The 21,874-nt window shown below is 63.4% G+C and carries 17 protein-coding genes; 6 read left to right on the top strand and 11 right to left on the bottom strand.

Features of this window, described 5'->3' with window-relative positions:
* Positions 1-35 precede the first annotated feature (35 nt).
* From ACFOKJ_RS14055 to ACFOKJ_RS14045, 3 genes are all read left to right on the top strand, one after another.
* On the top strand, positions 36-1,676 hold the full coding sequence (locus ACFOKJ_RS14055) for a methyl-accepting chemotaxis protein (RefSeq protein WP_390280682.1): 1,641 nt from the start codon (positions 36-38) through the stop codon (positions 1,674-1,676).
* A 48-nt stretch (positions 1,677-1,724) separates the two neighbouring features.
* On the top strand, positions 1,725-2,477 hold the full coding sequence (locus tag ACFOKJ_RS14050; RefSeq protein ID WP_390280680.1) for a substrate-binding periplasmic protein: 753 nt from the start codon (positions 1,725-1,727) through the stop codon (positions 2,475-2,477).
* Between the two features lie 85 nt (positions 2,478-2,562).
* On the top strand, positions 2,563-3,777 hold the full coding sequence (locus ACFOKJ_RS14045) for a DUF1615 domain-containing protein (RefSeq protein WP_390280678.1): 1,215 nt from the start codon (positions 2,563-2,565) through the stop codon (positions 3,775-3,777).
* Positions 3,778-3,876: 99 nt separating this feature from the next.
* Here ACFOKJ_RS14045 and ACFOKJ_RS14040 read toward each other — a convergent pair whose 3' ends face one another.
* Positions 3,877-4,779 (bottom strand): LysR family transcriptional regulator, encoded by a 903-nt coding sequence (locus tag ACFOKJ_RS14040; RefSeq protein WP_390280676.1) that lies wholly within the window; start codon positions 4,777-4,779, stop codon positions 3,877-3,879.
* A 453-nt stretch (positions 4,780-5,232) separates the two neighbouring features.
* Here ACFOKJ_RS14040 and ACFOKJ_RS14035 point away from each other — a divergent pair, with 453 nt between their 5' ends.
* Positions 5,233-5,817, top strand: a complete 585-nt coding sequence (locus ACFOKJ_RS14035; protein ID WP_390280674.1) for a helix-turn-helix domain-containing protein — start codon at positions 5,233-5,235, stop codon at positions 5,815-5,817.
* The gene (locus ACFOKJ_RS14030) at positions 5,817-6,347 is read left to right on the top strand and encodes a GNAT family N-acetyltransferase (protein WP_390280672.1); all 531 of its coding nucleotides are present in this window, start codon (positions 5,817-5,819) and stop codon (positions 6,345-6,347) included. Before ACFOKJ_RS14035 ends, ACFOKJ_RS14030 begins: the two co-directional genes overlap by 1 nt.
* A 721-nt stretch (positions 6,348-7,068) precedes the next feature.
* Here the strand turns inward: ACFOKJ_RS14030 and ACFOKJ_RS14025 are convergent.
* From ACFOKJ_RS14025 to ACFOKJ_RS14010, 4 genes are all read right to left on the bottom strand, one after another.
* Positions 7,069-8,565, bottom strand: a complete 1,497-nt coding sequence (locus ACFOKJ_RS14025) for a CoA-acylating methylmalonate-semialdehyde dehydrogenase (protein ID WP_390280670.1) — start codon at positions 8,563-8,565, stop codon at positions 7,069-7,071.
* A gap of 92 nt (positions 8,566-8,657) precedes the next feature.
* Entirely contained in the window at positions 8,658-9,455 is a 798-nt protein-coding gene (gene iolB / locus ACFOKJ_RS14020; protein ID WP_390280668.1) for a 5-deoxy-glucuronate isomerase, read from the bottom strand.
* An 11-nt stretch (positions 9,456-9,466) separates the two neighbouring features.
* On the bottom strand, positions 9,467-10,366 hold the full coding sequence (gene iolE, locus ACFOKJ_RS14015) for a myo-inosose-2 dehydratase (protein WP_390280666.1): 900 nt from the start codon (positions 10,364-10,366) through the stop codon (positions 9,467-9,469).
* A 55-nt stretch (positions 10,367-10,421) separates the two neighbouring features.
* Complete coding sequence (locus ACFOKJ_RS14010; RefSeq protein ID WP_390280664.1) at positions 10,422-12,362, bottom strand: bifunctional 5-dehydro-2-deoxygluconokinase/5-dehydro-2-deoxyphosphogluconate aldolase; 1,941 nt, start codon at positions 12,360-12,362, stop codon at positions 10,422-10,424.
* 228 nt (positions 12,363-12,590) lie between these two features.
* On the opposite strand from ACFOKJ_RS14010, the gene ACFOKJ_RS14005 reads away from it, so the two are divergent.
* Entirely contained in the window at positions 12,591-13,457 is an 867-nt protein-coding gene (locus ACFOKJ_RS14005) for a MurR/RpiR family transcriptional regulator (protein ID WP_390280662.1), read from the top strand.
* On the opposite strand, the gene ACFOKJ_RS14000 is transcribed toward ACFOKJ_RS14005, so the two are convergent.
* The 6 genes from ACFOKJ_RS14000 to ACFOKJ_RS13975 form a co-directional block, all read right to left on the bottom strand.
* Complete coding sequence (locus ACFOKJ_RS14000) at positions 13,387-14,307, bottom strand: DMT family transporter (RefSeq protein WP_390280660.1); 921 nt, start codon at positions 14,305-14,307, stop codon at positions 13,387-13,389. The genes ACFOKJ_RS14005 and ACFOKJ_RS14000 overlap by 71 nt on opposite strands.
* Before the next feature lie 95 nt (positions 14,308-14,402).
* Positions 14,403-15,428, bottom strand: coding sequence for an ABC transporter permease (locus ACFOKJ_RS13995; RefSeq protein WP_390280658.1), 1,026 nt, complete (start codon positions 15,426-15,428; stop codon positions 14,403-14,405).
* A 72-nt stretch (positions 15,429-15,500) separates the two neighbouring features.
* The gene (locus tag ACFOKJ_RS13990) at positions 15,501-17,054 is read right to left on the bottom strand and encodes a sugar ABC transporter ATP-binding protein (protein ID WP_390280656.1); all 1,554 of its coding nucleotides are present in this window, start codon (positions 17,052-17,054) and stop codon (positions 15,501-15,503) included.
* A gap of 65 nt (positions 17,055-17,119) precedes the next feature.
* Positions 17,120-18,058: a sugar ABC transporter substrate-binding protein gene (locus tag ACFOKJ_RS13985; protein WP_390280654.1), complete on the bottom strand. Its 939-nt coding sequence runs from the start codon at positions 18,056-18,058 to the stop codon at positions 17,120-17,122.
* A gap of 420 nt (positions 18,059-18,478) precedes the next feature.
* Complete coding sequence (gene iolD, locus ACFOKJ_RS13980; protein ID WP_390280652.1) at positions 18,479-20,335, bottom strand: 3D-(3,5/4)-trihydroxycyclohexane-1,2-dione acylhydrolase (decyclizing); 1,857 nt, start codon at positions 20,333-20,335, stop codon at positions 18,479-18,481.
* Positions 20,336-20,499: 164 nt separating this feature from the next.
* Positions 20,500-21,552 carry a LacI family DNA-binding transcriptional regulator gene (locus ACFOKJ_RS13975; RefSeq protein WP_390280650.1) on the bottom strand — a complete coding sequence of 351 codons (1,053 nt, stop codon included), beginning with the start codon at positions 21,550-21,552 and terminating at the stop codon, positions 20,500-20,502.
* Positions 21,553-21,874: the final 322 nt, after the last annotated feature.

The raw sequence follows: 21,874 nt of genomic DNA, 5'->3' as shown, positions 1-21,874 counted from the left end.
GCCACCGCGACAACAGCAATGAGAAAGGCTGCGTCATGGGTATCCGTCACTATCTGAGTGGCCTGAGCATCCGCGCACAATTCCTGCTGGTACTGGCCAGCGTCGGCTGCGGCCTGCTGCTGTATGCCGGGGTGAGCTGGCGGCAGCAGGAAATGCTGCGCGTGGGGGGCCCCAGCTACCAGAATATCGTGCGTGGCAAGGACATGGTGGCCGACATCCTGCCGCCGCCGCGCTACATCATCGAAGCCTACCTGGTGGTATTGCAGGCACAACAGAGCCGCGACGCCGCCAGCACGCAAGCGCTGGCCAAACGGCTGGACGAGCTGGCGCGTGATTTCGAACAGCGCGGCAGCTACTGGAGCAGCCAGCCGCTGAGCCCGCAAAGCCGCCAGTTGCTGCTGCAGGATGCCGATGCGCCGGCGCGGCAGTTCTTTACCCTGGCGCGGGAGAAATTCTTTGTGCAACGGCTGGCCGGCCAGGACACCAGCGACAGCCTGCAACAGTTGGCCGCACTGTATCAGCAGCACCGCCAGCAGATAGACAAGCTGGTGGCCCGCGAGAACGCGGCGCTGGCAGCTGAGGAGCAAGCCGCCGAGGCGGCGGTGGCACAGAGCCGCATCATCATCGTGTGCAGCCTGGCGGCTATCCTGCTGCTGGCGCTATGGCTGGTGGCCACCATCAGCCGCGCCCAGCGCCGGCAACTGGCACTGCTGCAGCAGGCGCTGCAACAGGTGGCGCAGGGCGATCTGCAGCACCCGATAGGCAGCGAACAGCGCAATGAGCTGGGCCAGCTCAGCAATGCCAGCGAGGGCATGCGCCAGAACCTGCAGCAGCTGATCACCCGGGTACGCGATGCCGCGCACGACCTCAAGCACAGCAGCGACAGCATCCACGCCGAAGCGCAGCTGGTGCATGGCGTGGCGCGCACCCAGCAGAACGACATCGCCGGCATGGGACAACAGGTGGCCAGCCTTACCGGCATGCTGGCGCAACTGGCCAGCGACAGTGCCAGCGCCGCGGCCTCCAGCGGGGATGCCACGTTGGCCGCACAGCAAAGCGGCCAGGAGCTGCAACTGAGCGGCGAGGTGCTGCAACAGGTGGTGGACACCGTGCGCATTACCGCCAGCCTGCTGGAGGAACTCAGCACCCGCGCGGAGGAAATCGGCGGTGTGACCGACACCATCCGCGACATTGCCGAACAGACCAATCTGCTGGCGCTCAATGCCGCCATCGAGGCAGCCCGCGCCGGAGAAAGTGGCCGCGGCTTTGCCGTGGTGGCGGACGAGGTGCGCAAGCTGGCCGAACGCACCGCCCAGGCCACCGGCAATATCGGCGGCATCCTGGGCAGTGTGCAGCAATCCACCCGCGAGGCGGCCGGCAGCATACGCCATGGCCTGCAGCAATCCGAAACCGGTCTTGGCAAGGTGCGCGATGCCAGCCGCACCATGGAGCAGCTGCGCGGCAGCATAGACCGGCTAGGCGCGGCGCTGAATCACGTGGTCAGCCAGTTGCAGGACAGCAGCTCACTGCGCGAGGATGTCTACCGCGAGCTGCAGAGCGTGCTGGCGCAGAGCCGCCAGCAGTCCGACGCCATCGACAAACTGCATGAAATGATCAAGGAAACGCGGCAGGCGGCCGATAGCCTGGAAACATCCAGCGCACGCTTCAAGCTGTAACGCCCGCCCGCTGCCGGCCCACGCCCATCCCCCCAACCGGAGGCAACCATGCCGCTTCGCCATGTCCTGATGCTTGCCGCACTGCTGGCCAGCCATGCCACTGCCACACTGGCGCAGACCGTTACTGTCGCCTTTGGTGAATCGCTGGAGCCGTATGCGATTCCGGCCAGCGGCAGCGGCATCGAGGTGGAGATCATCCGCGAGGCACTGCAGTACAACAAACTGGAGCTCAAGCCGGTATTCCTGGCCCAGAAACGCATTCCGTTTGCACTGGGTAACCGGCAGATCGATGCCGTGGCTACCATGCTGCCGGACTTCGGTGTGAAAGGGGCCTACTCCGAGCCCTACATCACCTACCAGGACAAGGCCATCACCCTGGCGGCACGCAATCTGGTGCTGGACAGCATTGCCGACCTTGGGCGCTATCGCGTGGTGGGTTTCCCGCTGGCCAGCCAGTATCTTGGCGCCAGCTTCCATCAGCTGACCGCCCAGCACCCGGAATACACCGAAACCGGTAATCAGCTGGATCAGAACCGGCTGCTGTATCGCGGCAGCATCGACGTGGTGGTGGCCGATGTGCGCATCTTCAATTACATGAACCAGCGCATGCAGAGCGAATTCGGCGAGCCGGTGCGCGCCGTGCGCTACCACTCGCTGTTTCCCAGCCTGCAATACCAAGTGCTGTTCCGCTCCGCCAGCCTGCGCGACAGCTTCAACGCCGGGCTGCGCCAGCTGCAGCGCAGCGGCCGCTACCGTCAGATCATCGACAAGTACGATGCCCAGTTCGGCAGCGAGCCCTGAGAGCCGGTTCACGATCAGAACAGCGGCAACACTGAGTCCCCGCGGCCTGGGCTAGAATGGCGGCTTCGCACCCACCCATGCCGCCATGAAACATACCGTCAGCCTGCTTGGTCTCAGCCTGTTGCTGGGCGCCTGTGCCACCCCCTCCCCAGCCCCGGTAGTCAGCCAGCCTCAGCCGGTCAGCCAGCCGCCGCTTGCCAGCAGCCAGCCTGCGGCGGTAGTGCCACCGGTGGTTCAGCCGGCAGCGCCGGTACCGAGCACGCCGACAACGCAAGCACGCCCCGCTGCGGCCAACCCGCGCCAGCTGCTGGCCAAAGCCCTGCCGGATTACGTCAAACCGCGTGAAGGCTGGCGCGACGATATCACCAATGCCTTCTCCGCCCTGCAGCTGAGCCCCAGCGCCGAGAACCTGTGCGCGGTGATTGCCGTCATCGAACAGGAGTCCACCTTCCAGGCCGACCCGGTAGTGCCGGGGCTGCCCAGGATCGTGTGGAGCAAGATCGGCGAAAAAGCCGGCGGCTACTACATACCGCTGGGCCTGGTGAAGACCGCGCTGCTGAAAACCTCGCCGGATGGCCGCAGCTACAAGGCACGCATCGACAGCCTGCGCACCGAGCGCGAGATGAACGAGCTGTTCGAGGACATGGCCGGCGAGGCGCAAAGCCTGGGCCTGCCGGTGGGCATGAAGAATCCGATCCGTACCGGCGGCCCGATGCAGGTCAGCGTGGAGTTCGCCGAGGCGCACGTGCGCGCCTGGCCCTACCCTTACGCCCGCCGCGGCAGCATCCGCAACGAGGTATTCACCCGCCGTGGCGGCGTGTATTTCGGCACCGCCATCCTGCTGCAATACCCGGTGAACTACAGCCAGATGCTGTACCGCTTTGCCGACTTCAACGCCGGGCGCTATGCCAGCCGCAATGCTGCCTTCCAGCTGGCGGTGGCAAAACTCAGCGGTAGCAAGCTCACCCCGGATGGCGACCTGCTGCGCTACCAGAATGGCGCGCCGTCCCGCAGCACCAGCAGCACCCAGCAGGCGCTGGCCAGCTTGCGCGGCAAGTTGCAGCTGAGCGATGCCGACATGCTGCGCGATCTGAAACAGGAAAAGAGTTTCGGCTTTGTGGATACGCCGCTGTACCGCAAGGTGATGCAGCTGGCGGATGGCCAGGGTGGCCGCGTGGCGCGCGAAGCACTGCCGCAGATCCGCCTGCAAAGCCCCAAGATCACCCGCAAGCTCACCACCGCCTGGTTTGCCAACCGTGTGGACTGGCGCTACCAGCAGTGCCTGCAGCGCACCCGCTAGGGCGAAGCCGCTGCCGACATCAGACGCTGCGCCCGTTGTCAGCGCGGCGTTTTGCTGTCCGCTTGCGCGTGGCGGGCAGCCTGCTGCCAGTGCCCCGACTCAGTCGGCCAGCTCGCCATCCCCCAGCAGAATCTCGCGGGTGAGGGTAATCCATGCCCGGGCGGCATGGGACAGGTAGCTGTTCTTCTTCCAGATCAGGCCGATATGCCATTCGATGCGCTGATCGTCGATAGGCACCACGTCAAACTCGCCAGCCTCCAGCCGGCCCGCCACTGCCAGCGGCAACAACGCCACCCCGAGCCGGGCCTTGACCATGGCCACGATAAAGTCCCAGTGCGCGCTGCGGCCGGCGATGTTCACCGTCTTGCCCAGCAAGCGATAGGCATCGCTGATGCGGGTGGCCAGCGAAAAATCCTCCGGGTAGAACACAATCGGCTGGTCGGCAATATCCGCCAGCGCCACCGAGCTGCGCCCATGCCAGCGGCTACCGGCCGGCGCCACCAGGCACAGCGGGTCGTGCACCAGGCTCAGGCTGTCGAACACGCTGTCGTCCACTGGCAGTACCGCCGCACCGATCTCCAGCTGCCCGGAGCGCACGCTGCTCTCGATCGCGCGTGCGCCGTCCTCCACCATCTTCAGTTCCACCCCGGGGTAGCGGTCGCGAAAGGTACCCACCACCGGCGCAAAAAAAGCGCCGCCGGACATCGGCGGCAGCCCCACCACCAGTTCGCCGCGCGACAGCGACACCAGGTCGGCCAACGCGCTGTTCAGCCGCTGGTGTGCGGCCAACACATCCTGCCCGCGCAGATACACCACCTTGCCGGCATCGGTCAGGTGAAAGGACTTACCTTCCTTGATCAGCAAGGGCATGCCCAGCTCATCTTCCAGCTGGCGCACCATCTTGCTGATGGTGGGCTGGGTAACGAACAGCGCCTCGGCGGCGCGGGTAAAGTTCTGTCTGCGCACCAGTTCGGTGAAATAACGCAGGGCTTTCACATCCATGTAGCACCATTCCAGACTGGAATCATATTTATAATTTTAATTCATTTTTAGAATGAAACAAGCCTGCCATATACTCCGTATCACTCTCTGTGTTGTGTTGTGGCTCGTAACAGCAGCCCGTCGTAACACTTCTGCAGTAGCTGGTCTCTCCTCCCGCTGCCGCAGCTTACGACAGGTTGTGCGTTTGATTCAGAGTATCTGGATTGGACAAGGCACCAGCGAATGCTGGACCGGATTGACTGGTGCCTCGTACATCCGGGGATGATGTACGGGGTGTTACCGCTGTATCCCCTTACGAGCGTTGTTATGCCGGCTTTCGAGCCGGCTTTTTTTTTTGCTTCCGCCACACGCAACAGCCCATCCGGCCTCACGCGCCCGCGCCCCGCAGGCAAAACAGCGTGGCAGGACAATCATTTCCCTTTTGCTGGATTTTTATTCCTGTATATTGGAATCATGAATCTGGACACCCTGCTCGCCAAGCGCATCCGCTCACTACGCAAGAACCGCGGTTATGCGCTGGAAACCCTCGCCGAACTCAGTGGCGTCAGCCGCTCGATGATTTCGCTGATCGAGCGCGCCGAAACCAGCGCCACCGCCACCGTGCTGGGCAAACTTGCCGATGCGCTGGGCGTCAGCCTGGCTTCGCTGTTCTCGGAAGACACCGCAGCGTCGCCCCCTTCCCCGCTGGCGACAGCAGAACAACAGCCGCTGTGGCAGGACCCGGCATCCGGCTACCTGCGTCGCCAGCTGTCGCCAGCCGGATACGGCTCGCCGCTGGAATTGGCCGAGGTGACGTTCCCGCCCGGGCAGACGGTAACCTTCGACAACGCCATGCGCACTATCGTCAGCCACCAGCAAATCTGGATGCTGGCCGGCGAAATGGACATCAGCATCGACGGGCAGGCCTGGCATCTGCAGCCTGGCGACTGCCTGGCAATGACGCTGGGGCAGCAGATCATATTCCACAACCCCACTGCCAGTTCGGCACGCTATCTGATTGCGCTGACGGCAACACCATCCTCGACAGGGAGACAGTAATGGGCGAGCACCGGCTTGTTGATTGCACTTTTGACCGCCACGCCATGGCCATCCTGGATATCTTCAATGAGGCCATCGTCAACTCGACCGCGCTGTACGACTACAAGCCCCGCCCGCCGGAGAGCATGGTTGGGTGGTTTGAAACCAAGCGCCAGGGCGGCTTTCCGGTGATCGGCGTGGAAGACGACACAGGCCAGCTGCTGGCATTCGGCAGCTACGGCACCTTCCGTGCCTGGCCGGCGTTCAAATACTCGGTGGAACACTCGGTATACGTACACAAGGACCATCGCGGCAAGGGGCTGGGCAATGTCGTGATGCAGGCACTGATCGCCGCCGCCAGGCAGAACGACGTGCACGCCATGATGGGCGGCATCGATGCCAGCAATACCGGCAGTATTGCCCTGCATGAACGGCTGGGCTTCAAGCATGTGGCCACCCTGCCGGAGGTGGGTTTCAAGTTTGGACGCTGGCTGGACCTGGCCTTCTACCAGTTGCTGCTGGATACCCCGCATACCCCCGTGGATGGCTGAAAGCAGCGGCAGGCAAACGGCTGGGGCGCTGCCAGTGGACTATCCGCCGGAACAATCTTGTACCTACCTATTAAAATCGTAAACAGGCCCCCTTGCTCTGCCTAGCCATCAAGACCATGGATACAAATCGTATTCTGGCTAAAGTCGTAAACAAGTCAGCTTCATAGGTCAATCTTGCTCGCCAAATGTTAATTAAAGTCGAAAACACAAGACATGATCCTGCCCTAGGCGGGATAAGCAACACGTAGATGACGGGTTCACGAATCATATTTTTTGCGGCCGGTTTCGCGAGCTTAGCGGGCACTCCGGTTGCAGGCTTGTAGGATCGCTCGCAGCCCTAAGCGGACTTACGCGACTTCTGCTTTGGCTGACTAACTGACGATGCATCCGCTTAGTCTGCGGCAGTTCGGCCAAAGCCTCCGACTAAAACCAACATCAGATCGTGCCCCAAGGCCAACATCGACTCGCATTCCAATAGTCGGTGCCAGCCAGTTCATGCCTTTGTCGAGCCAGAGAAAGATCTGCCCTCGCAGCGTGAGGGACTGGTTGTAGGCTCGCCAGTTGATAGTTTGGTACTTGGGAGGGAGGAGCTTGCTCATACCGTCACTCTACCGGACGGATGCAAGCCCTGATTTGAGCAACAAAGCCTTGTCGCGGCAAAAAAAAGCCACCCCGCTGGGGGTGGCGTAAACACAAGCTCCTTGGGAGAGTCGCGTGAGGTTTACTTCATGGTCGGCATCGAGAATTCGGCACCGGCGCGGATGCCGGTCGGCCAGCGTGTGGTCACCGCCTTCATGCGGGTGTAGAAGCGCACGCCTTCCGGGCCATGCATGTGATGGTCGCCAAACAGTGAGGCTTTCCAGCCGCCAAAGCTGTGGAACGCCATCGGCACCGGCAGCGGCACGTTGACGCCAACCATGCCCACCTGGATGCGGTGGGTAAATTCGCGGGCGGCATCGCCGTCGCGGGTGAAGATGGCGGTGCCGTTGCCGAAGGCATGGGCGTTGATCATGTCCACCGCCTCGGCAAAGCTGTCCACGCGCACGATGCCCAGCACCGGACCGAAGATTTCTTCCTGGTAGATGGTCATGTCGGTGCTGACGTGGTCGAACAGGCAGCCGCCAAGGAAGAAGCCGTCCTCGCAGCCCGGTACGCTCAGGCCACGGCCATCCACCACCAGCGTGGCACCTTCTTCCACACCGCGTGCCACGTAGCCGCTCACCTTGTCGAAGTGGGCGCGGGTCACCAGCGGGCCCATTTCGGACTTGGGATCGTTGCCCGGGCCCACTTTCAGCGTCTTCAGGCGCTCGGACAGCTTGGCCACCAGCTTGTCGGCGACATCGCCCACCGCCACCGCAATCGAGATCGCCATGCAGCGCTCGCCCGCCGAACCATAGGCTGCGCCCATCAGCGCATCGACGGTCTGGTCCAGATCGGCATCCGGCATCACCACCATGTGGTTCTTGGCGCCGCCCAGGGCCTGCACGCGCTTGCCGTGGCGGGCACCGGTTTCGTAGATGTACTGCGCAATCGGGGTGGAACCGACAAAGCTCACCGCCTGCACGTCCGGGTGGGTCAGCAGGCCATCCACCGCCAGCTTGTCGCCCTGCAGCACGTTGAACACGCCAGCCGGCAGACCGGCTTCGGTCAGCAGTTCGGCTATGAACAGCGCGGCGGACGGGTCACGCTCCGACGGTTTGAGGATGAAGGTGTTGCCGCAGGCGATGGCCACCGGGAACATCCACATCGGCACCATGGCCGGGAAGTTGAACGGGGTGATGCCGGCGACCACGCCCAGCGACTGGCGCATGGTCCAGGCGTCGATGCCGCGGCCAACCTGCTCGGTGTACTCACCCTTCAGCAGCTGCGGAATGCCGCAGGCGAACTCCACCACTTCCAGACCGCGGGCCACCTCGCCCAGCGCATCGGCGTGCACTTTGCCGTGCTCGCTGCTGATCAGTGCGGCCAACTCGTCCTGGCGTGCTTCCAGCAGCATTTTGAACTTGAACATGATGCGGGCACGGCGCAGTGGTGCAGTGTCGCTCCAGGCCGGAAACGCGGCCTTGGCCGCTGCCACCACGGTGTTGACATCGGCCTGCTCGGCCAGAACCACCTCGGCCTGCACCTTGCCGCTGGCCGGGTTGAATACCACGCTGCTGCGGCTACCGATGCCGGCGCTGTGCTGGCCGTTGATGTAGTGGGAAATGATGCGATTCATGTGCGTCGTCCTCTGCTGACGGGCAATACTCTGCCCCGGCAGCCCGCGCGCGGGTCTGCCTGTGGTCGTGTTCTGGGGTCGTGGGGGTTCGGTTACGGCTTGGCGATGATCCACTCGTGTGCAGGGTCGTTCTTGAAGCACCATTCGCGCTTCGGGCCGGCCATCACGTTGAGGTAGTAGGACTCGTAGCCATAGGGCACGGACACCGGGTGGTAGCCTTCCGGCACCATCACCACATCGTGGTCTTCCACCGCCATCGATTGATCGATGCGACGGTCGTCGGTGTACACGCGCTGGAAGGCAAAGCCCTGCGCCGGGTTGAGGCGGTGGTAGTAGGTTTCCTCCAGCACGCTTTCTTCCGGCAGCGCGTCGCGGTCGTGCTTGTGCGGCGGGTAGCTGGAGGAATGGCCGGACGGGGTGCGCACTTCCACCACCAAGAGGCCGTCGGCCGGTGCGGTCTGCGGCAGGATGTCGGTGACGTAGCGGGTATTGGCTTCCTTGCCGCGCACGCTGCGCTGCATGCTGTCCGGGGTGATCAGCCGTGCCGGGTAGCTGCCGCTGGACGGCGCCGAGCAGAACGCCACCTCGGCCGCACTCTCGGCAGTGACTACCACCGCCACGCCCGGCGGCGCATACACCGCGTACGGCGCCATGTCGTCGAACACACTGTGGCGCTCGCCAAGGTGTGTCCACTGCTGTTCACCTACCTTGACGCTGGCCTTGCCGGCCAGAATCACCACACAGCACTCGCGGCCCGGCTGCTGCCACACTTCGCGTTCCTGTGCGGCCAACTTGACGGCGCGAAAACCGACATGGCTCCAGCCGGCCGATGCCGGCGTCACGTCCACCAGCGGCTTGCCTGCCGGGTCTGCCTTAACCAGCAAATTCATGCCTTCTCTCCTCAGGACAGGCTGGCAACCAGCCCGGACAGGGTGTTGAAGCCTTTTTGCGCGTACTCGTAGCTCGGGGCGATGGTCGGATCCTGCTCTGCTTCCACCACCAGCCAGCCCTGGTAACCATGCCGTGCCAGGCGCGCCAGGATGGGGCCGAACTGGATGTCGCCGTCGCCCGGCACGGTAAAGGCGCCGTTGAGCACCGATTGCAGGAAGCTCCAGTTGCCGTTGCGCGCACGGCGGGTCACTTCGGCGCGCACATCCTTGCAGTGCACGTGCACCACGCGGTCGATGTGCTTGTTCAGCTCGGTCAGCGGGTCGCCACCGGCAAAGAACATGTGGCCGGCATCAAACAGCAGACCCACTTCCGGCCCGGTCAGCGCCATCAGCTTGTCCACGTCGGAAGGATGCTCGACGTAGGCACCCATGTGGTGGTGGTAGGCCAGCTTGATGCCGCGAGACTGCAGATGACGGCCGAAGCGGTTCAGCTTGTCGGCGTACTGCTGCCAGGCTTCGTCGCTGGTAAAGGTTGGCCGCTTGTACAGCGGGGTGTCGATCTGGCCCTGGATGGAACCGGCCACTTCGCCGTACACCATCACCTGGCAGCCACTTTCCACCAGCAGGCGCAGGTGGTTTTCCACGCTGGCGATTTCCTCTTCCACCGAACGCTCGGCCAGGAAGCCGGAATACCAGCCGGATACGCACTCCACCCCGTACGGCGCCAGCACCGCCTTCAGCTCCGGCGCGGTACGCGGAAACTTGTTGCCCAGCTCGAAGCCCTGGTAACCGATCTCGCTGCCTTCGCGCAGGATGGTGTCCAGCGTGGTTTCACCGCCCAGCGACGGCAGGTCATCGTTGCACCAGGAAATCGGATTGATGCCGATCTTTACCTTGAAAGTGGAAGTCATAGTGTTGTCCGTCTGTTGTTTATGCTGTGAAAAGTCAGCCAAGGCTTCGGGTTGCTTACAGACTCTGGCGGCGCTGCGCCTGCCAGATGTCGATCAGGGTTTCAAAATTGTGACGGGCGGCGGCGATCAGGCCGGCATCGTCGATCTCGCCGGCCAGCCAGCGCTGCGATGGTTCCTGGAACAAGGTGCGGCCAACCATGAAGCCACGGCAGCTGCGGCTGTTGCGAGCCTGCTCGAAGCCCTTGCGCAGCTCGCTGACCGACGCGTTCAGCCCCAGCAGCACCACGCCGCGGCAGTACGGGTCGCGCTGTTCCAGCAGCTTGTCGACCTGCTCCCACTGCTCGGCGCTCATCGATTCCAGCTTCCACCATTCCGGGTAGATGCCCAGGTTGTAGAAGCGCTTCAGCGCGCGTAGCACGGTGTCCGGCTGTTGCGGCAGCTTCTTGGACGGAATCACCTCCAACAGCAGCTCGTGACCGCTCATGCGCGCCATTTCGTACACCGCACGCACCTGCGCCTCCTGCTCCAGGCGATTGCCGACCTCGTCGTCCGGGTGGTATTGCACCAGGCACTTGATGATGTGTTCCTGCGGCCAGATTTCCAGGCGTGCGGCCAACGCGCGGCCATGGTCGAACTCCAGCGGGTTGGAGCCCGGCAGCTCGATCGGGCGGCCAATCCACCAGCCGCGGCCTGTGGCGGCGTACATGGCATCCTCGCCGTAGCGGTCGTCTACCAGGATGCCGACGCGGCCCTGCAGACCATTGGCTTCTTCGGTCTGCCCCACCGCCTGCACCAGCAGTTCCTTCAGGTGGGTGATGCGGCTTTCGGCCACGCCATTCTTGCGTGCCAGCTCAAAGAACTGGTTGCGATGGTCGAAGGCGAACACGCACAGATTGTCCCAGTGCGGGCGCTTGACGCTGACGCGATGCAGGCGGGTCAGGGTGGCATCTTCGCCCGGTCGCAGCGGCGTTACCGCCAGGCCAAGGAAGTAATCCAGCTCGGCCTGGGTCGGCATCGCCACCGAGCAGCCATGGCGCGACACCACCAGCGCACCGCAGGCATTGGCCGTGCGGCAGGCATCGGCGTAGTTGCCGCCGCGCAGCCATACCGACAGGAAGCCGGACAGGAAGGCATCGCCGGCGCCCAGCACGTTCATCACTTCCACCTGCGCGCCCTGCACGGTGAAGGCATCGTCGATGGCGGCCGGGATGTCGCCGTCGATCACCGCGCAGCCCAGCGGGCCACGCTTCACCACCAGCACCGCCTGCGGCGCCAGCTGGCGCACCACTTGCAGGCAGTCCAGCAACGCCGGCTTGCCGCCGGCGATCAGGAATTCTTCTTCGGTGCCGACAATCAGGTCGAACAGCGGCAGCACCGATTGCAGATGCGCGCTGACGGCATCGTCGGCAATGAAACGCTGTTCGCCATCGCCGCGACCGGTCAGGCCCCACAGCACCGGACGGTAGTCGATGTCCAGCACGGTGCGCACATTGTGCTGGCGGGCAAAACCCAGCGCCTTGCGGCTGGCAGCATTGACCTTGGCGGTGGACAGATGGGTGCCGGTGATCAGCAGGCTCTTGCTGCTGGCGATGAAGGCTTCGTCGATATCGTCTTCGCACAGCGCCATATCAGCGCAGTTCTCGCGGTAGAACAGCAGCGGGAAGGTATCGCGGTCCTTGATGCCCAGCAGCACCATGCCGGTGAGGCGTTCCGCATCGGTCTTCACCTGGCTGACATCGCAGCCTTCCTTCTGCAACGCATCCAGCAGGAAGCGCCCCATCTGCTCGTCGCCAACGCGGGACAGCATGGCCGATTTCAGCCCCAGACGCGCAGTGCCGAAGGCGATATTGGCAGAGGAGCCACCAAGGTATTTGGCAAAGCTGCTCGCATCTTCCAGACGCGCCCCCAGCTGGCGGGCGTACAGATCCACCGCCAGGCGGCCCAGGCAGATCACGTCGAAGCTACGGTCGGGAGCAAAGGTTGTCTGGTTTTGCATGATGTCCATTCCGTTGGTTGCAGATGGCCAGGACGCCTGCCGCGCAATGCTGCGCAGCGGTGGGGGCAACTGGCTACCGTGTTGAAACAAGATTACTGCTGCCCGAACAGGAATGCAAATTTTTTTTCGTATTTATTTTCTACTGGAAATTTATTTCTGGAATTTTTTTTTCGATATGCTGCTTTTCGTTTTAAGATGTAAGCGTCAACCTACAAGGTGAAAACAACAATGAGCAATGAAATGACCGCCGATCAGCTAATGCAGCGTATTTCCGAGGAATACGAAGGGCTGAGCAAGCAACTAAAAATCATCGCCAAATACATAGAAGAACACCGCCAGACACTGGTACTGGAGCGCATCACCGACATCGCCCAGGCCTGCGAGGTGCAGCCTTCCGCCATCGTGCGCTTTGCGCAGCGCTTCGGTTTTTCTGGTTTTTCCGACATGCAGGCGCTGTTCCGCGAGGCCTTCGTGCCGACACAGGCCAATGTCAACAGCTACCAGAAGCGCATCCGTAACGTCATTGCCAGCCACAATGCACCGCTGAGCAATACCGAACTGACACAGAACTTCCTGGCCGCCTGTCAGCAGGGCCTGGACGAGCTGTCGCAGTCGCTGGAACCGGCCGCTATCGACGCGGCGGTGGAACTGTTGCACAAGGCCGACAACATCTACGTGGTGGGCGTGCGCCGCATGTTCCCGATTGCGTCCTATATCTGCTACGCGCTGCAGCACACGCAGAAACGCGTGCACCTGATTTCCGGCCTGGGCGGCATGTACCACGACCAGGTACGCAGCATCCGCGAGGGCGACCTGATGATTGCCATCAGCTTCCAGCCCTACGGCCGCGAAACCCGCTACTGCGCTCGCGTAGCGGCACAGAACAAGGCCGACCTGCTGGTGATTACCGATAGCAAGATGAGCCCGCTGGCGCGTAACGCCCACACCATCCTTACCGTCAAGGAAGGCACTGCCTTCGCTTTCCGCTCGATGAGCAGCACCATCAGCCTGTGCCAGGCGCTGTTCATTGCCCTGTCCTACCGCATGGAACTGGTGATTGAAGAGACGCGGGACTCGGGGGCTTACGACGACTGAGCAGCAAGGCGCACAGCACCAGCGCCGCGCCCAGCCACTGCTGTGGCGCAAAACCGGTGCCAAACCACCAGGCGGCCAACAGCGCGGTCCATACCGGCTCCAGCAGCAGAATGAACGCCGAGCGCGCCACCGGCATCCGCCCCTGCCCCCAGCCCTGCAGCACAAAACGTAAACAAGTAGCCAGCAGCACGCTGGCCGCCAGCCAGCCCCAACTGTGCTGCAGCGATACCTGCTGCCATGACTCCAGCAGCACACTCCCCGCCAGACACCATACCGCTGCCGCCAGCTGTTGCAGCGCGGTAGCCGGCAACACCGGCAAGCGCGCCATGTCACGACTGTTCACCACCAGATAAGTCGCCAACCCCAGCGCCGAGGCCAGCAGCAGCCAGTCGGCATGATGCACCGAGCCATCGCCGCGCAGCGACATGCAGGCCATGCCCAGCCCGGCCAGCACCATCGCACCCCACGCCGCGCGCGATAGCGGTGCAGCCAGCAACAGGCGGGCGACGAACGGCGCCAGCACCACGCCCATGCTGCTGATGAACGCCGCCACCCCCAGATTGCTGCTCAGATTCAGCCCGCAGATCCAGAACATCATCGCAATGCCCAACACACTGCCGCCACGCGCACAACGGCGCAGGCCATCCGGCGGCAGCACCGCTCCCTGCCAGCGCGCCAGTGCCAGCAGCACGCTGCCACTGAGCGTAAAGCGCAAGCCCATGAACAATAGCGGCGGCATCGCCAGCAAGACCTGCTTGGAAAACAACCAGCCGGCCGCCGCCAGCAGCGTAACCAGCAACAACACCGCGTCGGCCAGCAGCGCTACCCGCGGCAGGGGTAAATCAGCCATGCCCATCCCCACAAGAAACGACAGCAGCCCGGCGGGCCGGGCTGCATGCAAAAAAGGTTGGCCGCACGCTGGCGGCCAACCTTGCATCAGACTGCTTAGCTGCGACGGTTGCGCTGGCGATACTGATCGGCCACCACCGCCACCACGATGATCACGCCCTTCACGATCTCCTGGTAATAGGCATCGATACGCAGGAAGGTGAAGCCGGAGGTTACCACCCCGAGGATCAGCACGCCGATCACGGTGCCGGTGATCTTGCCCAGGCCGCCGTTGAGCGAGGTGCCACCGATGACCGCTGCGGCAATCGCATCCAGCTCGTACATCATGCCCATGCCGGCCTGACCGGATACGGCGCGGGCAGAGGTGACCACCCCGGCCAGGCCAGACAACAGGCCCGCCACCGCGTACACCACCACCAGGTGCTTGTTGACGTTGATGCCGGACACGCGGGCAGCGGAGCGGTTGGCGCCGATGGCGTAGGTGTATTTGCCGTAGCGGGTGTAGCTCAGAATGATGTGGAACAGTGCCGCCACGCCCAGGAAAATCAGCACCGGGGTGATGCCGCTACCGATTTCGGCGTAGCTGTCGGACAGCATGCTGATCGGTTCGCCTTCGGTGTACCACTTGGCCAGACCGCGGGCGGTCACCATCACCCCCAGGGTGGCGATGAATGGCGGGATGGCGGTCTTGGCGATCACGAAGCCGTTGAGCAGACCGCATGCCAGCCCCACCAGCAGGCCGCACACCAGCGGCACCACCATCGGCAGGTCGGTCAGCGACGGGAATACCGCGCGGCCGAATTCCGAGGTCTGCGCCAGGCTGGCCGACACCATGGCGGTGAGCGCCACCACCGAGCCGGAGGACAGATCGATACCGCCCATGATGATGATCTGGGTCACCCCCACCGCGATGATGCCGATCACCGACACCTGCAGAATCATTACCAGCAGGCGATCCTTGTTGGCCAGAAAGCTCTGTCCGACCAGAAACCAGCCCAGGATTTCGAAGATTGCCGCCACCGCGAGCAGCACCGCAAAGATGCGGGCCTCGGCCGGCAGCCGAAATTTAGCCAACGACAGGCCACCCGGCTTGCCAATCTGTCCAGTGTTGCTGATTGCCATGATTTCGTCCTCCAGTATGTTCTCTAACGCCCGTTATTCGGTGTAGGCGCCTGTCTCTGTATTGCCCGGCGGTCAGTGTGCCGCCAGTTGCATGATGCTGACCTGATCTGCTTCGCTGCGGTCCAGAATGCCGGTCACCCGGCCTTCGTGCATCACCATGACACGGTCGCTCATGCCCAGCACTTCCGGCAATTCCGACGAAATCATGATGACGGCCACGCCCTGTCCGGCCAGCTTGGAAATCAGGCGATGGATTTCTGCCTTAGCGCCCACGTCAATGCCGCGGGTCGGCTCGTCCAGAATCAGGATGCGCGGATTGGTCAGCAGCCAGCGGCCGATCAGCACTTTCTGCTGGTTGCCGCCCGACAGGTTCTCCACCCGCTCGTACAGCCCCGGCGCCTTCACCCGCAATGTGGCGGACATGTTCTCGCACAGCTCGGTAATGGCCTTCTGGCGCACAAAGCCGGCGGTCATGTTGTCGTCGTTCAGCACCGCGATCTGCATGTTTTCCAGGATGCTGAGATTGAGGAAGCAGCCGGTATCCTTGCGGTCTTCGGTGAGGAAGGCCATGCCGTGGTCCATGGCAACCTGTGGCGAGCTGACTTTCACTTCGCGGCCAAAGATGGTGATGTGGCCGCTACTGGCCGGCGTCACGCCGAACAGGGTCTCCGCCACATTGCTGCGCCCGGAGCCAATCAGGCCGGCCACCCCCAGGATCTCGCCACTGTGCAGCTCGAAGCTGACATCGTGGAACACGCCATCCAGTGTCAGCTTCTGTACCGACAGCACCACGTCGCCGATCTTGGCCTCTTCCTTGGGGAACATGTCGGTGACTTCGCGGCCAACCATCATGCGGATGATTTCGTCGCGGTCCAGGCGTTCGGTCTGCATGCAGCCGATGTAGCGGCCGTCGCGGAAGATGGTGACTTCGTCGGCGATTTCCGACAGCTCGTTCATCTTGTGGGTGATGTAGATGATGCCCTTGCCCTGGGCGCGCAGCGATTTGATGATGCGGAACAGGTGCGCCACTTCGTGCTCGGTCAGCGCCGAAGTTGGCTCATCCATGATCAGTACTTCGGAGTCGTAGGACACCGCCTTGGCGATTTCCACCATCTGGCGGGCGGAGATACTCAGGTCGCGGATCAGGCTATCTGCCTGCACATCGATGGACAGGCGCTGCAGCAACTCCTGGGTCATGCGGTTCATGCGGCCGTGGTCGATCAGCCCCAGCCGGTTCAGCGGTTCACGGCGAATCCAGATATTCTCGGCTACCGTCATGTACGGCATCAGGTTCAGTTCCTGATGGATCATGGCGATGCCTTTTTCCAGCGCATCCAGCGGTGAGCTCAGGGTGACGTCCTGGCCGTTGAGGCGGAACACCCCCTTGTCCGGCGGCTGCACACCGGCCAGGATTTTCATCAGCGTGGACTTGCCGGCGCCGTTTTCACCCATCAGTGCGTGTACGGTGCCGCGGCGCAGACAGAACGAAGCATCGTCCAGCGCCACCACACCCGGAAACTCCTTACGCACGCCCTTCACTTCGATCAGCGGTACCGACTGTTGTCGACCCTGGGCGGCGGCGTCGGCCTGGGCGGCGGCGACTTTTTCGGGAGCTAAGCTCAGCATGGCTTGTATTCCTTTTGCTTGCCGGATACGGGGTGGGCCGTATCCGGCAGGACCGTCGGTGACGCTTAGTTGCGTGCTTCGTAGTTCTTCAGGTTAGCCGGTGTTACCAGTTCGAATGGAACGTAGTTCATCGACGGCACCTTCTCGCCGCGCGCCAGCTTCAGCGCGGCGTCGATCGCGCCGCGACCCTGCGCGGCAGCATTCTGGAATACGGTCACTTTCAGATCGCCGCCCTTCATCGCGGTCAGCGCATCGCGGGTGGCATCCACGCCGGCAACGATGGTGCCGTTCAGACGCTTGGCGGATTTCAGCGCCTGGATCGCGCCCAGCGCCATTTCGTCGTTGTTGGATACCACGGCGTCAAATTTCACGCCGGCGCTCAGCCAGTTCATCATCAGGTCGCGGCCTTCGGTACGCGACCACTTGGCAGTCTGCTTCTCCACGATCTTGATGCCCTTGCATGCCGGGGTGGCAATCACGTCTTCCACGTCCTTGGTGCGTTGACGTGCCGCCTGGTTGGACAGGTCCCCCATCATCACCACGATGTTGCCCTTGCCGTTCATCTGGCGGCACACCTCTTTCATCTGCAGGGTGCCGGAATCCACTTCGTTGGAGCCGACGAAAGCCACCTTCGGCGGCAGCACGCGGTCGGCCGGCAGGCGATTCACATACACCAGCGGAATACCGGCCGCAGACACCATCTTGGTGATTTTCGGCGTCACTTCGGTATCCACCACGTTCACCACGATGGCATCCACTTTCTGGGCGATGAAGTTCTGTACCTGGGAGATCTGACGACCGATGTCGTTCTGCGCATCTTCAAACTGGACGCTGACGTCCTTCTGGCCTGCTGCGTGCGACTTCATGCCATTGCGCAGCACGGTGAGGAAGTTGTCGTCGAAGACCGACATGGTGATGCCGATCTTGGCGGCAGAAGCCGGCATGGCGGCAGCGGCCAGGGACATGAACACAAGGGAACCAGCAAACTTGGTGATGCGTTTCATCGGTGTCTCTCCTTATTTAATTTGGTCAGGCTTGCCGTCTCCACCGCCTGGGCGGTACCGGGATCAGGCCCGCAGCAAGTCCGTGTCACTAAGATAAGAGTTCGCGCCGACAATTGCAAATAAAATTTCACTAATTTTTTTAAGTAGAAATTTATTTCCATAAACAGCTGTTTGAACGTTGGCAGCACGCGATCGCAGCGTGTACAGCTGCCGAAAATACAAGCAGTTAGCGGACTGGTATCGATACCACAGACTGCCAGCACCTGGCCATAGCCAGCCAGGCATGGTGCCAAAATGCAACGCGTTTCCGGCCCGGCAGCCATCCCTGGCAAGCCGCTACAGCAGCGGCGGCAGACAATGGCAAACAAAACGGGCTGCCGGTTTCCCGACAGCCCGTTGCGGCCAACCTGTACGGCACCGTTACCAGCGCTGCCGACGCACGGCCTCTTCGTAGCGCTGGCGCGCCGCGTTCACCTCGCTGCGTTCCGATACCTCGGGAATGCCCACCTGCCACCAGCTGCCGCCTTCCGGCGTGCACTGCGGGCCGTCCACCTGCAGGCTGATCAGGTAGCTCTTGCTCGATGCACGCGCACGCTGCATCGCCGCCTGCAGCTCCGCCACCGTGCGCACGGTTTCCGCCTCGGCCCCCAGCGAGCGGGCGTTCATTGCAAAATCGATCGCCGGTGCGCCGTCCGGCCCGGTCAGGCAGTGCTCGTACATATTGTTGAACTGCGCCCCGCCACAAGCCTGCTGCAGACGGTTGATGCAGGCGTAGCCGGCGTTGTCCAGCAGCACCACGATGATCTTGTGCCCCAGCATCACCGAGGTGGCCAGCTCGTTGTTCAGCATCATGTAGCTGCCGTCGCCCACCATCACGATCACTTCGCGCTGCGGCTGCGCCATCTTGGCGCCCAGGCCGCCGGCCACTTCGTAACCCATGCAGGAGTAGCCATACTCCATGTGGTAGCCGCCGGGACGGCTGGTGCGCCACAGCTTGTGCAGCTCGGCCGGCAAGGTGCCCGCCGCGCACACCACGATGTCGTTGTCGGCGGAGTTGGCCGCCGAGGCCTGCACCGCGCCGATGGCCTCGGCATAGGTCGGCAGCGCCGCGCGCGAGCTGACCACGATCTCGGCCACCTGGCGCCGCCAGGCGTCGCACAGGCGACGGGCCTGCGCATCCCAGTTCGCCTCGCTGTGCCAGTCGCCCAGTGCGGCGGACAGCGCCGTCAGGCCGGCGGTGGCATCGGCCTGGATGCTGCAGCCGCCCCACTTGATGGCGTCGAAGGTATTGACGTTGATGGACAGCAGTTTGGCCTGCGCGTACAGCGCATGCGAGCCGGTGGTGAAATCCTGCAGCCGGGTGCCAACTGCCAGCACCACGTCAGCCTCCTGCGCCAGCGCGTTGGCCGCCGGCGAACCGGTGACGCCGATGGAGCCGGCCAGCAGCGGGTGATCCCAAGCCAGCGCGCCCTTGCCACCGTGGGTCTCGCCCACCGGAATGCCGTGTTTGTCGGCAAACTGGCGCAGTGCGGCCACGCCGCCCTGGCTGTACAGCACGCCGCCGCCGGTCACGATCAGCGGTCGCTTGGCGCTTTTCAGGATCGCGGCCAGCTCCGCCACTTCGGCGGCCTCGGCCGGCGGCTGGCGGAAGCGGATGGTGCGCTCATTAAAGAATGCTTCCGGCCAATCGAAGGCCATCGCCTGCACGTCCTGCGGCAGTGCCAGCGTCACCGGGCCGCACAGTGCCGGATCCGTCAGGTAGGCAATGGCGCGCGGCAGCGCGGTGAGCAGTTGCTCCGGCACCACGATACGATCGAAATAGCGCGATACCGGGCGCAGGGTGTCGGCGGCGGAGACGCCACCGTCGTGGAAGTCTTCCACCTGCTGCAGTACCGGGTCCGGCGCGCGGGTGATGAAGATGTCGCCCGGCAACAGCAGCATCGGCAGGCGGTTGACGTGCGCGGTGGCCGCAGCGGTCACCAGGTTGTTGCAGCCGGGGCCGATGGAGGTGGTCACCGCCATCATGCGGCGGCGGAAGTGCGCCTTGGCGTAGGCGGCAGCCGCCAGCGCCATGCCCTGCTCGTTGTGGGCGCGGAAGGTTGGCAGCGCGTCGCGCATCGCGTACAGCGCCTCGCCGAGGCCCGCCACGTTGCCGTGGCCAAAAATCGCCCATACGCCACCAAAAAGCTGCTCGCGCGTGCCGTCCTCGGCCACCACATACTGCGCGGCCAGATAGCGCACCAGCGCCTGGGCCACCGTCAAGCGTACTGTCTTCACCTTTGTCTCCTTGTCCATGCGGCCTGCCGTGGGCCGTTACGCCGCCGTCAGCGTGCGGCTACCTGCTAACGATATAGGAACGGCGTTATTTTGCAAATTATTTTCTTAATTTTAAGTCAATAGAAATTAATTTCTCAACACCGTTCAAGGCCCCCGCCCGGCCTTCAGCCCAGATACGGCTGCGGCCCCATGTTCTCGGCCAGATACAGCCGGAACTCGCCGGCGGCGGCGGCTGCGCTGTCCGGCGGCGCCATCTCCAGTGCTGCCAGCACATGCTGCAACGCGCGGATGGCCTGCGTGTCCGGGTCCTGATCGATCACCACATCCAGCAGCCCCTGCTGCATGTACAGCCGGTGGTCGTCGGAAATCTCATGCGTCACCCAGCACACCTTGTCCAGCGCGAAGCGTCGCAGCGCCGCCTCGATGCCGGGCGAACCGGCACCGGTATTGTAGATGCCGGCAATCACGTCGCCGCGCTGGAAGGCCTGGCTCACCGCCCAGTAGCACTTGTCCGGGTCGTCGTGGGTTTCGCTGCTGCGCGCATCGCATTCCAGCTGCGGAAACTGCGCCGCCAGCACCTCGCGACAACCGCTGCTGCGTTCGAGGTGGCCGCGGTAATCACGGCGGCTACTCAGCAGCAGGATGCGGCCAACCTTGCGGCACAAGCGCCCCAGCAGATAGCCGGCGGTGCGGCCAGCAGCGTAGTTGTCGATGCCGACATAGGCCGCCTCCGGCACCTCGTCCACCCGCGTCACCACCATGGCAATGTGCTCGCCGCGCGCGCGCGCCTGCTGCAGCGCCGCCCGCACCGCCGGCGTGTCCGGTGCCGCCACGATCAGCGCCTGGCGCTGGTGCCGGCGCTGGGTGATGGCGCGCAGCAGCGCCGCCTCATCCTGGTCCGGCGTCCACAGCCGGTGCACCACCAGCCGCTTGTCCAGCATCGCCACCCCGCGTTGCAACGCCAGATTGAGACGCTGGAAGAACGGCGAGCGGTTGTCCGGCAGCACGATGTCGATGTGGATCAGTCCGTGACGGGTGTCCGGCAACAGCCGTGGCACCCCCAGCTGTCGCGCCGCCGCCACCACCTGCGCCCGCGCCCGTGCCGACACGCTGCCGCGCTCGTTCAGCACCCGGTCCACGGTAGCAACGCTGACGCCGGCCAATGCCGCAATCTCGACAAAACGCGCGCTCTTCTTGCGGCGGGGAGAACTGTCCATCCATGGCTCCGTAACGGTAATAAGGTGGCCGGCAGCAGTACGGCACCGCCGGGCGGCAGCGCCAGCATCATCCTGCCGTGCTAGCCGCCAGCTTAATCCCATTTTGACGATTTATCGTCAACAACAGTGCTGCCATTTCTGTTGACGGCCTCTAGATTTAGCCAACACCAGCCCCCGACACAGGGTGCGGCCAACACTAAAAACCGGAGGAGATCATCATGAAAATCGCGCTCGACCCCTATATGCACCGCCACCTCAGCCTGCCGGCGCTGGTGCAGAAAACCGCCGAGCTGGGCTATGACCAGATCGAGCTGTCGCCCCG

Source organism: Vogesella amnigena (assembly GCF_042648905.1).
Lineage (GTDB): Bacteria > Pseudomonadota > Gammaproteobacteria > Burkholderiales > Chromobacteriaceae > Vogesella > Vogesella amnigena.
Note: the sequence above shows the minus strand (reverse complement) of the source record. Positions and strands in the feature narration are given on the sequence as shown.

Excerpts from the sequence above, each read along its gene's own strand:
- ACFOKJ_RS14040 (WP_390280676.1), bottom strand. The coding sequence starts at position 4,779 with ATGGATGTGAAAGCCCTGCGTTATTTCACCGAACTGGTGCGCAGACAG.
- ACFOKJ_RS14045 (WP_390280678.1), top strand. The coding sequence starts at position 2,563 with ATGAAACATACCGTCAGCCTGCTTGGTCTCAGCCTGTTGCTGGGCGCC.
- iolB (WP_390280668.1), bottom strand. The coding sequence starts at position 9,455 with ATGAATTTGCTGGTTAAGGCAGACCCGGCAGGCAAGCCGCTGGTGGAC.
- ACFOKJ_RS14050 (WP_390280680.1), top strand. The coding sequence starts at position 1,725 with ATGCCGCTTCGCCATGTCCTGATGCTTGCCGCACTGCTGGCCAGCCAT.
- ACFOKJ_RS14035 (WP_390280674.1), top strand. The coding sequence starts at position 5,233 with ATGAATCTGGACACCCTGCTCGCCAAGCGCATCCGCTCACTACGCAAG.
- ACFOKJ_RS14010 (WP_390280664.1), bottom strand. The coding sequence starts at position 12,362 with ATGCAAAACCAGACAACCTTTGCTCCCGACCGTAGCTTCGACGTGATC.
- ACFOKJ_RS13990 (WP_390280656.1), bottom strand. The coding sequence starts at position 17,054 with ATGCTGAGCTTAGCTCCCGAAAAAGTCGCCGCCGCCCAGGCCGACGCC.
- ACFOKJ_RS14005 (WP_390280662.1), top strand. The coding sequence starts at position 12,591 with ATGAGCAATGAAATGACCGCCGATCAGCTAATGCAGCGTATTTCCGAG.
- ACFOKJ_RS14030 (WP_390280672.1), top strand. The coding sequence starts at position 5,817 with ATGGGCGAGCACCGGCTTGTTGATTGCACTTTTGACCGCCACGCCATG.
- ACFOKJ_RS14025 (WP_390280670.1), bottom strand. The coding sequence starts at position 8,565 with ATGAATCGCATCATTTCCCACTACATCAACGGCCAGCACAGCGCCGGC.
- ACFOKJ_RS14000 (WP_390280660.1), bottom strand. The coding sequence starts at position 14,307 with ATGGCTGATTTACCCCTGCCGCGGGTAGCGCTGCTGGCCGACGCGGTG.
- ACFOKJ_RS13975 (WP_390280650.1), bottom strand. The coding sequence starts at position 21,552 with ATGGACAGTTCTCCCCGCCGCAAGAAGAGCGCGCGTTTTGTCGAGATT.
- ACFOKJ_RS13995 (WP_390280658.1), bottom strand. The coding sequence starts at position 15,428 with ATGGCAATCAGCAACACTGGACAGATTGGCAAGCCGGGTGGCCTGTCG.
- ACFOKJ_RS13985 (WP_390280654.1), bottom strand. The coding sequence starts at position 18,058 with ATGAAACGCATCACCAAGTTTGCTGGTTCCCTTGTGTTCATGTCCCTG.
- ACFOKJ_RS14055 (WP_390280682.1), top strand. The coding sequence starts at position 36 with ATGGGTATCCGTCACTATCTGAGTGGCCTGAGCATCCGCGCACAATTC.
- iolE (WP_390280666.1), bottom strand. The coding sequence starts at position 10,366 with ATGACTTCCACTTTCAAGGTAAAGATCGGCATCAATCCGATTTCCTGG.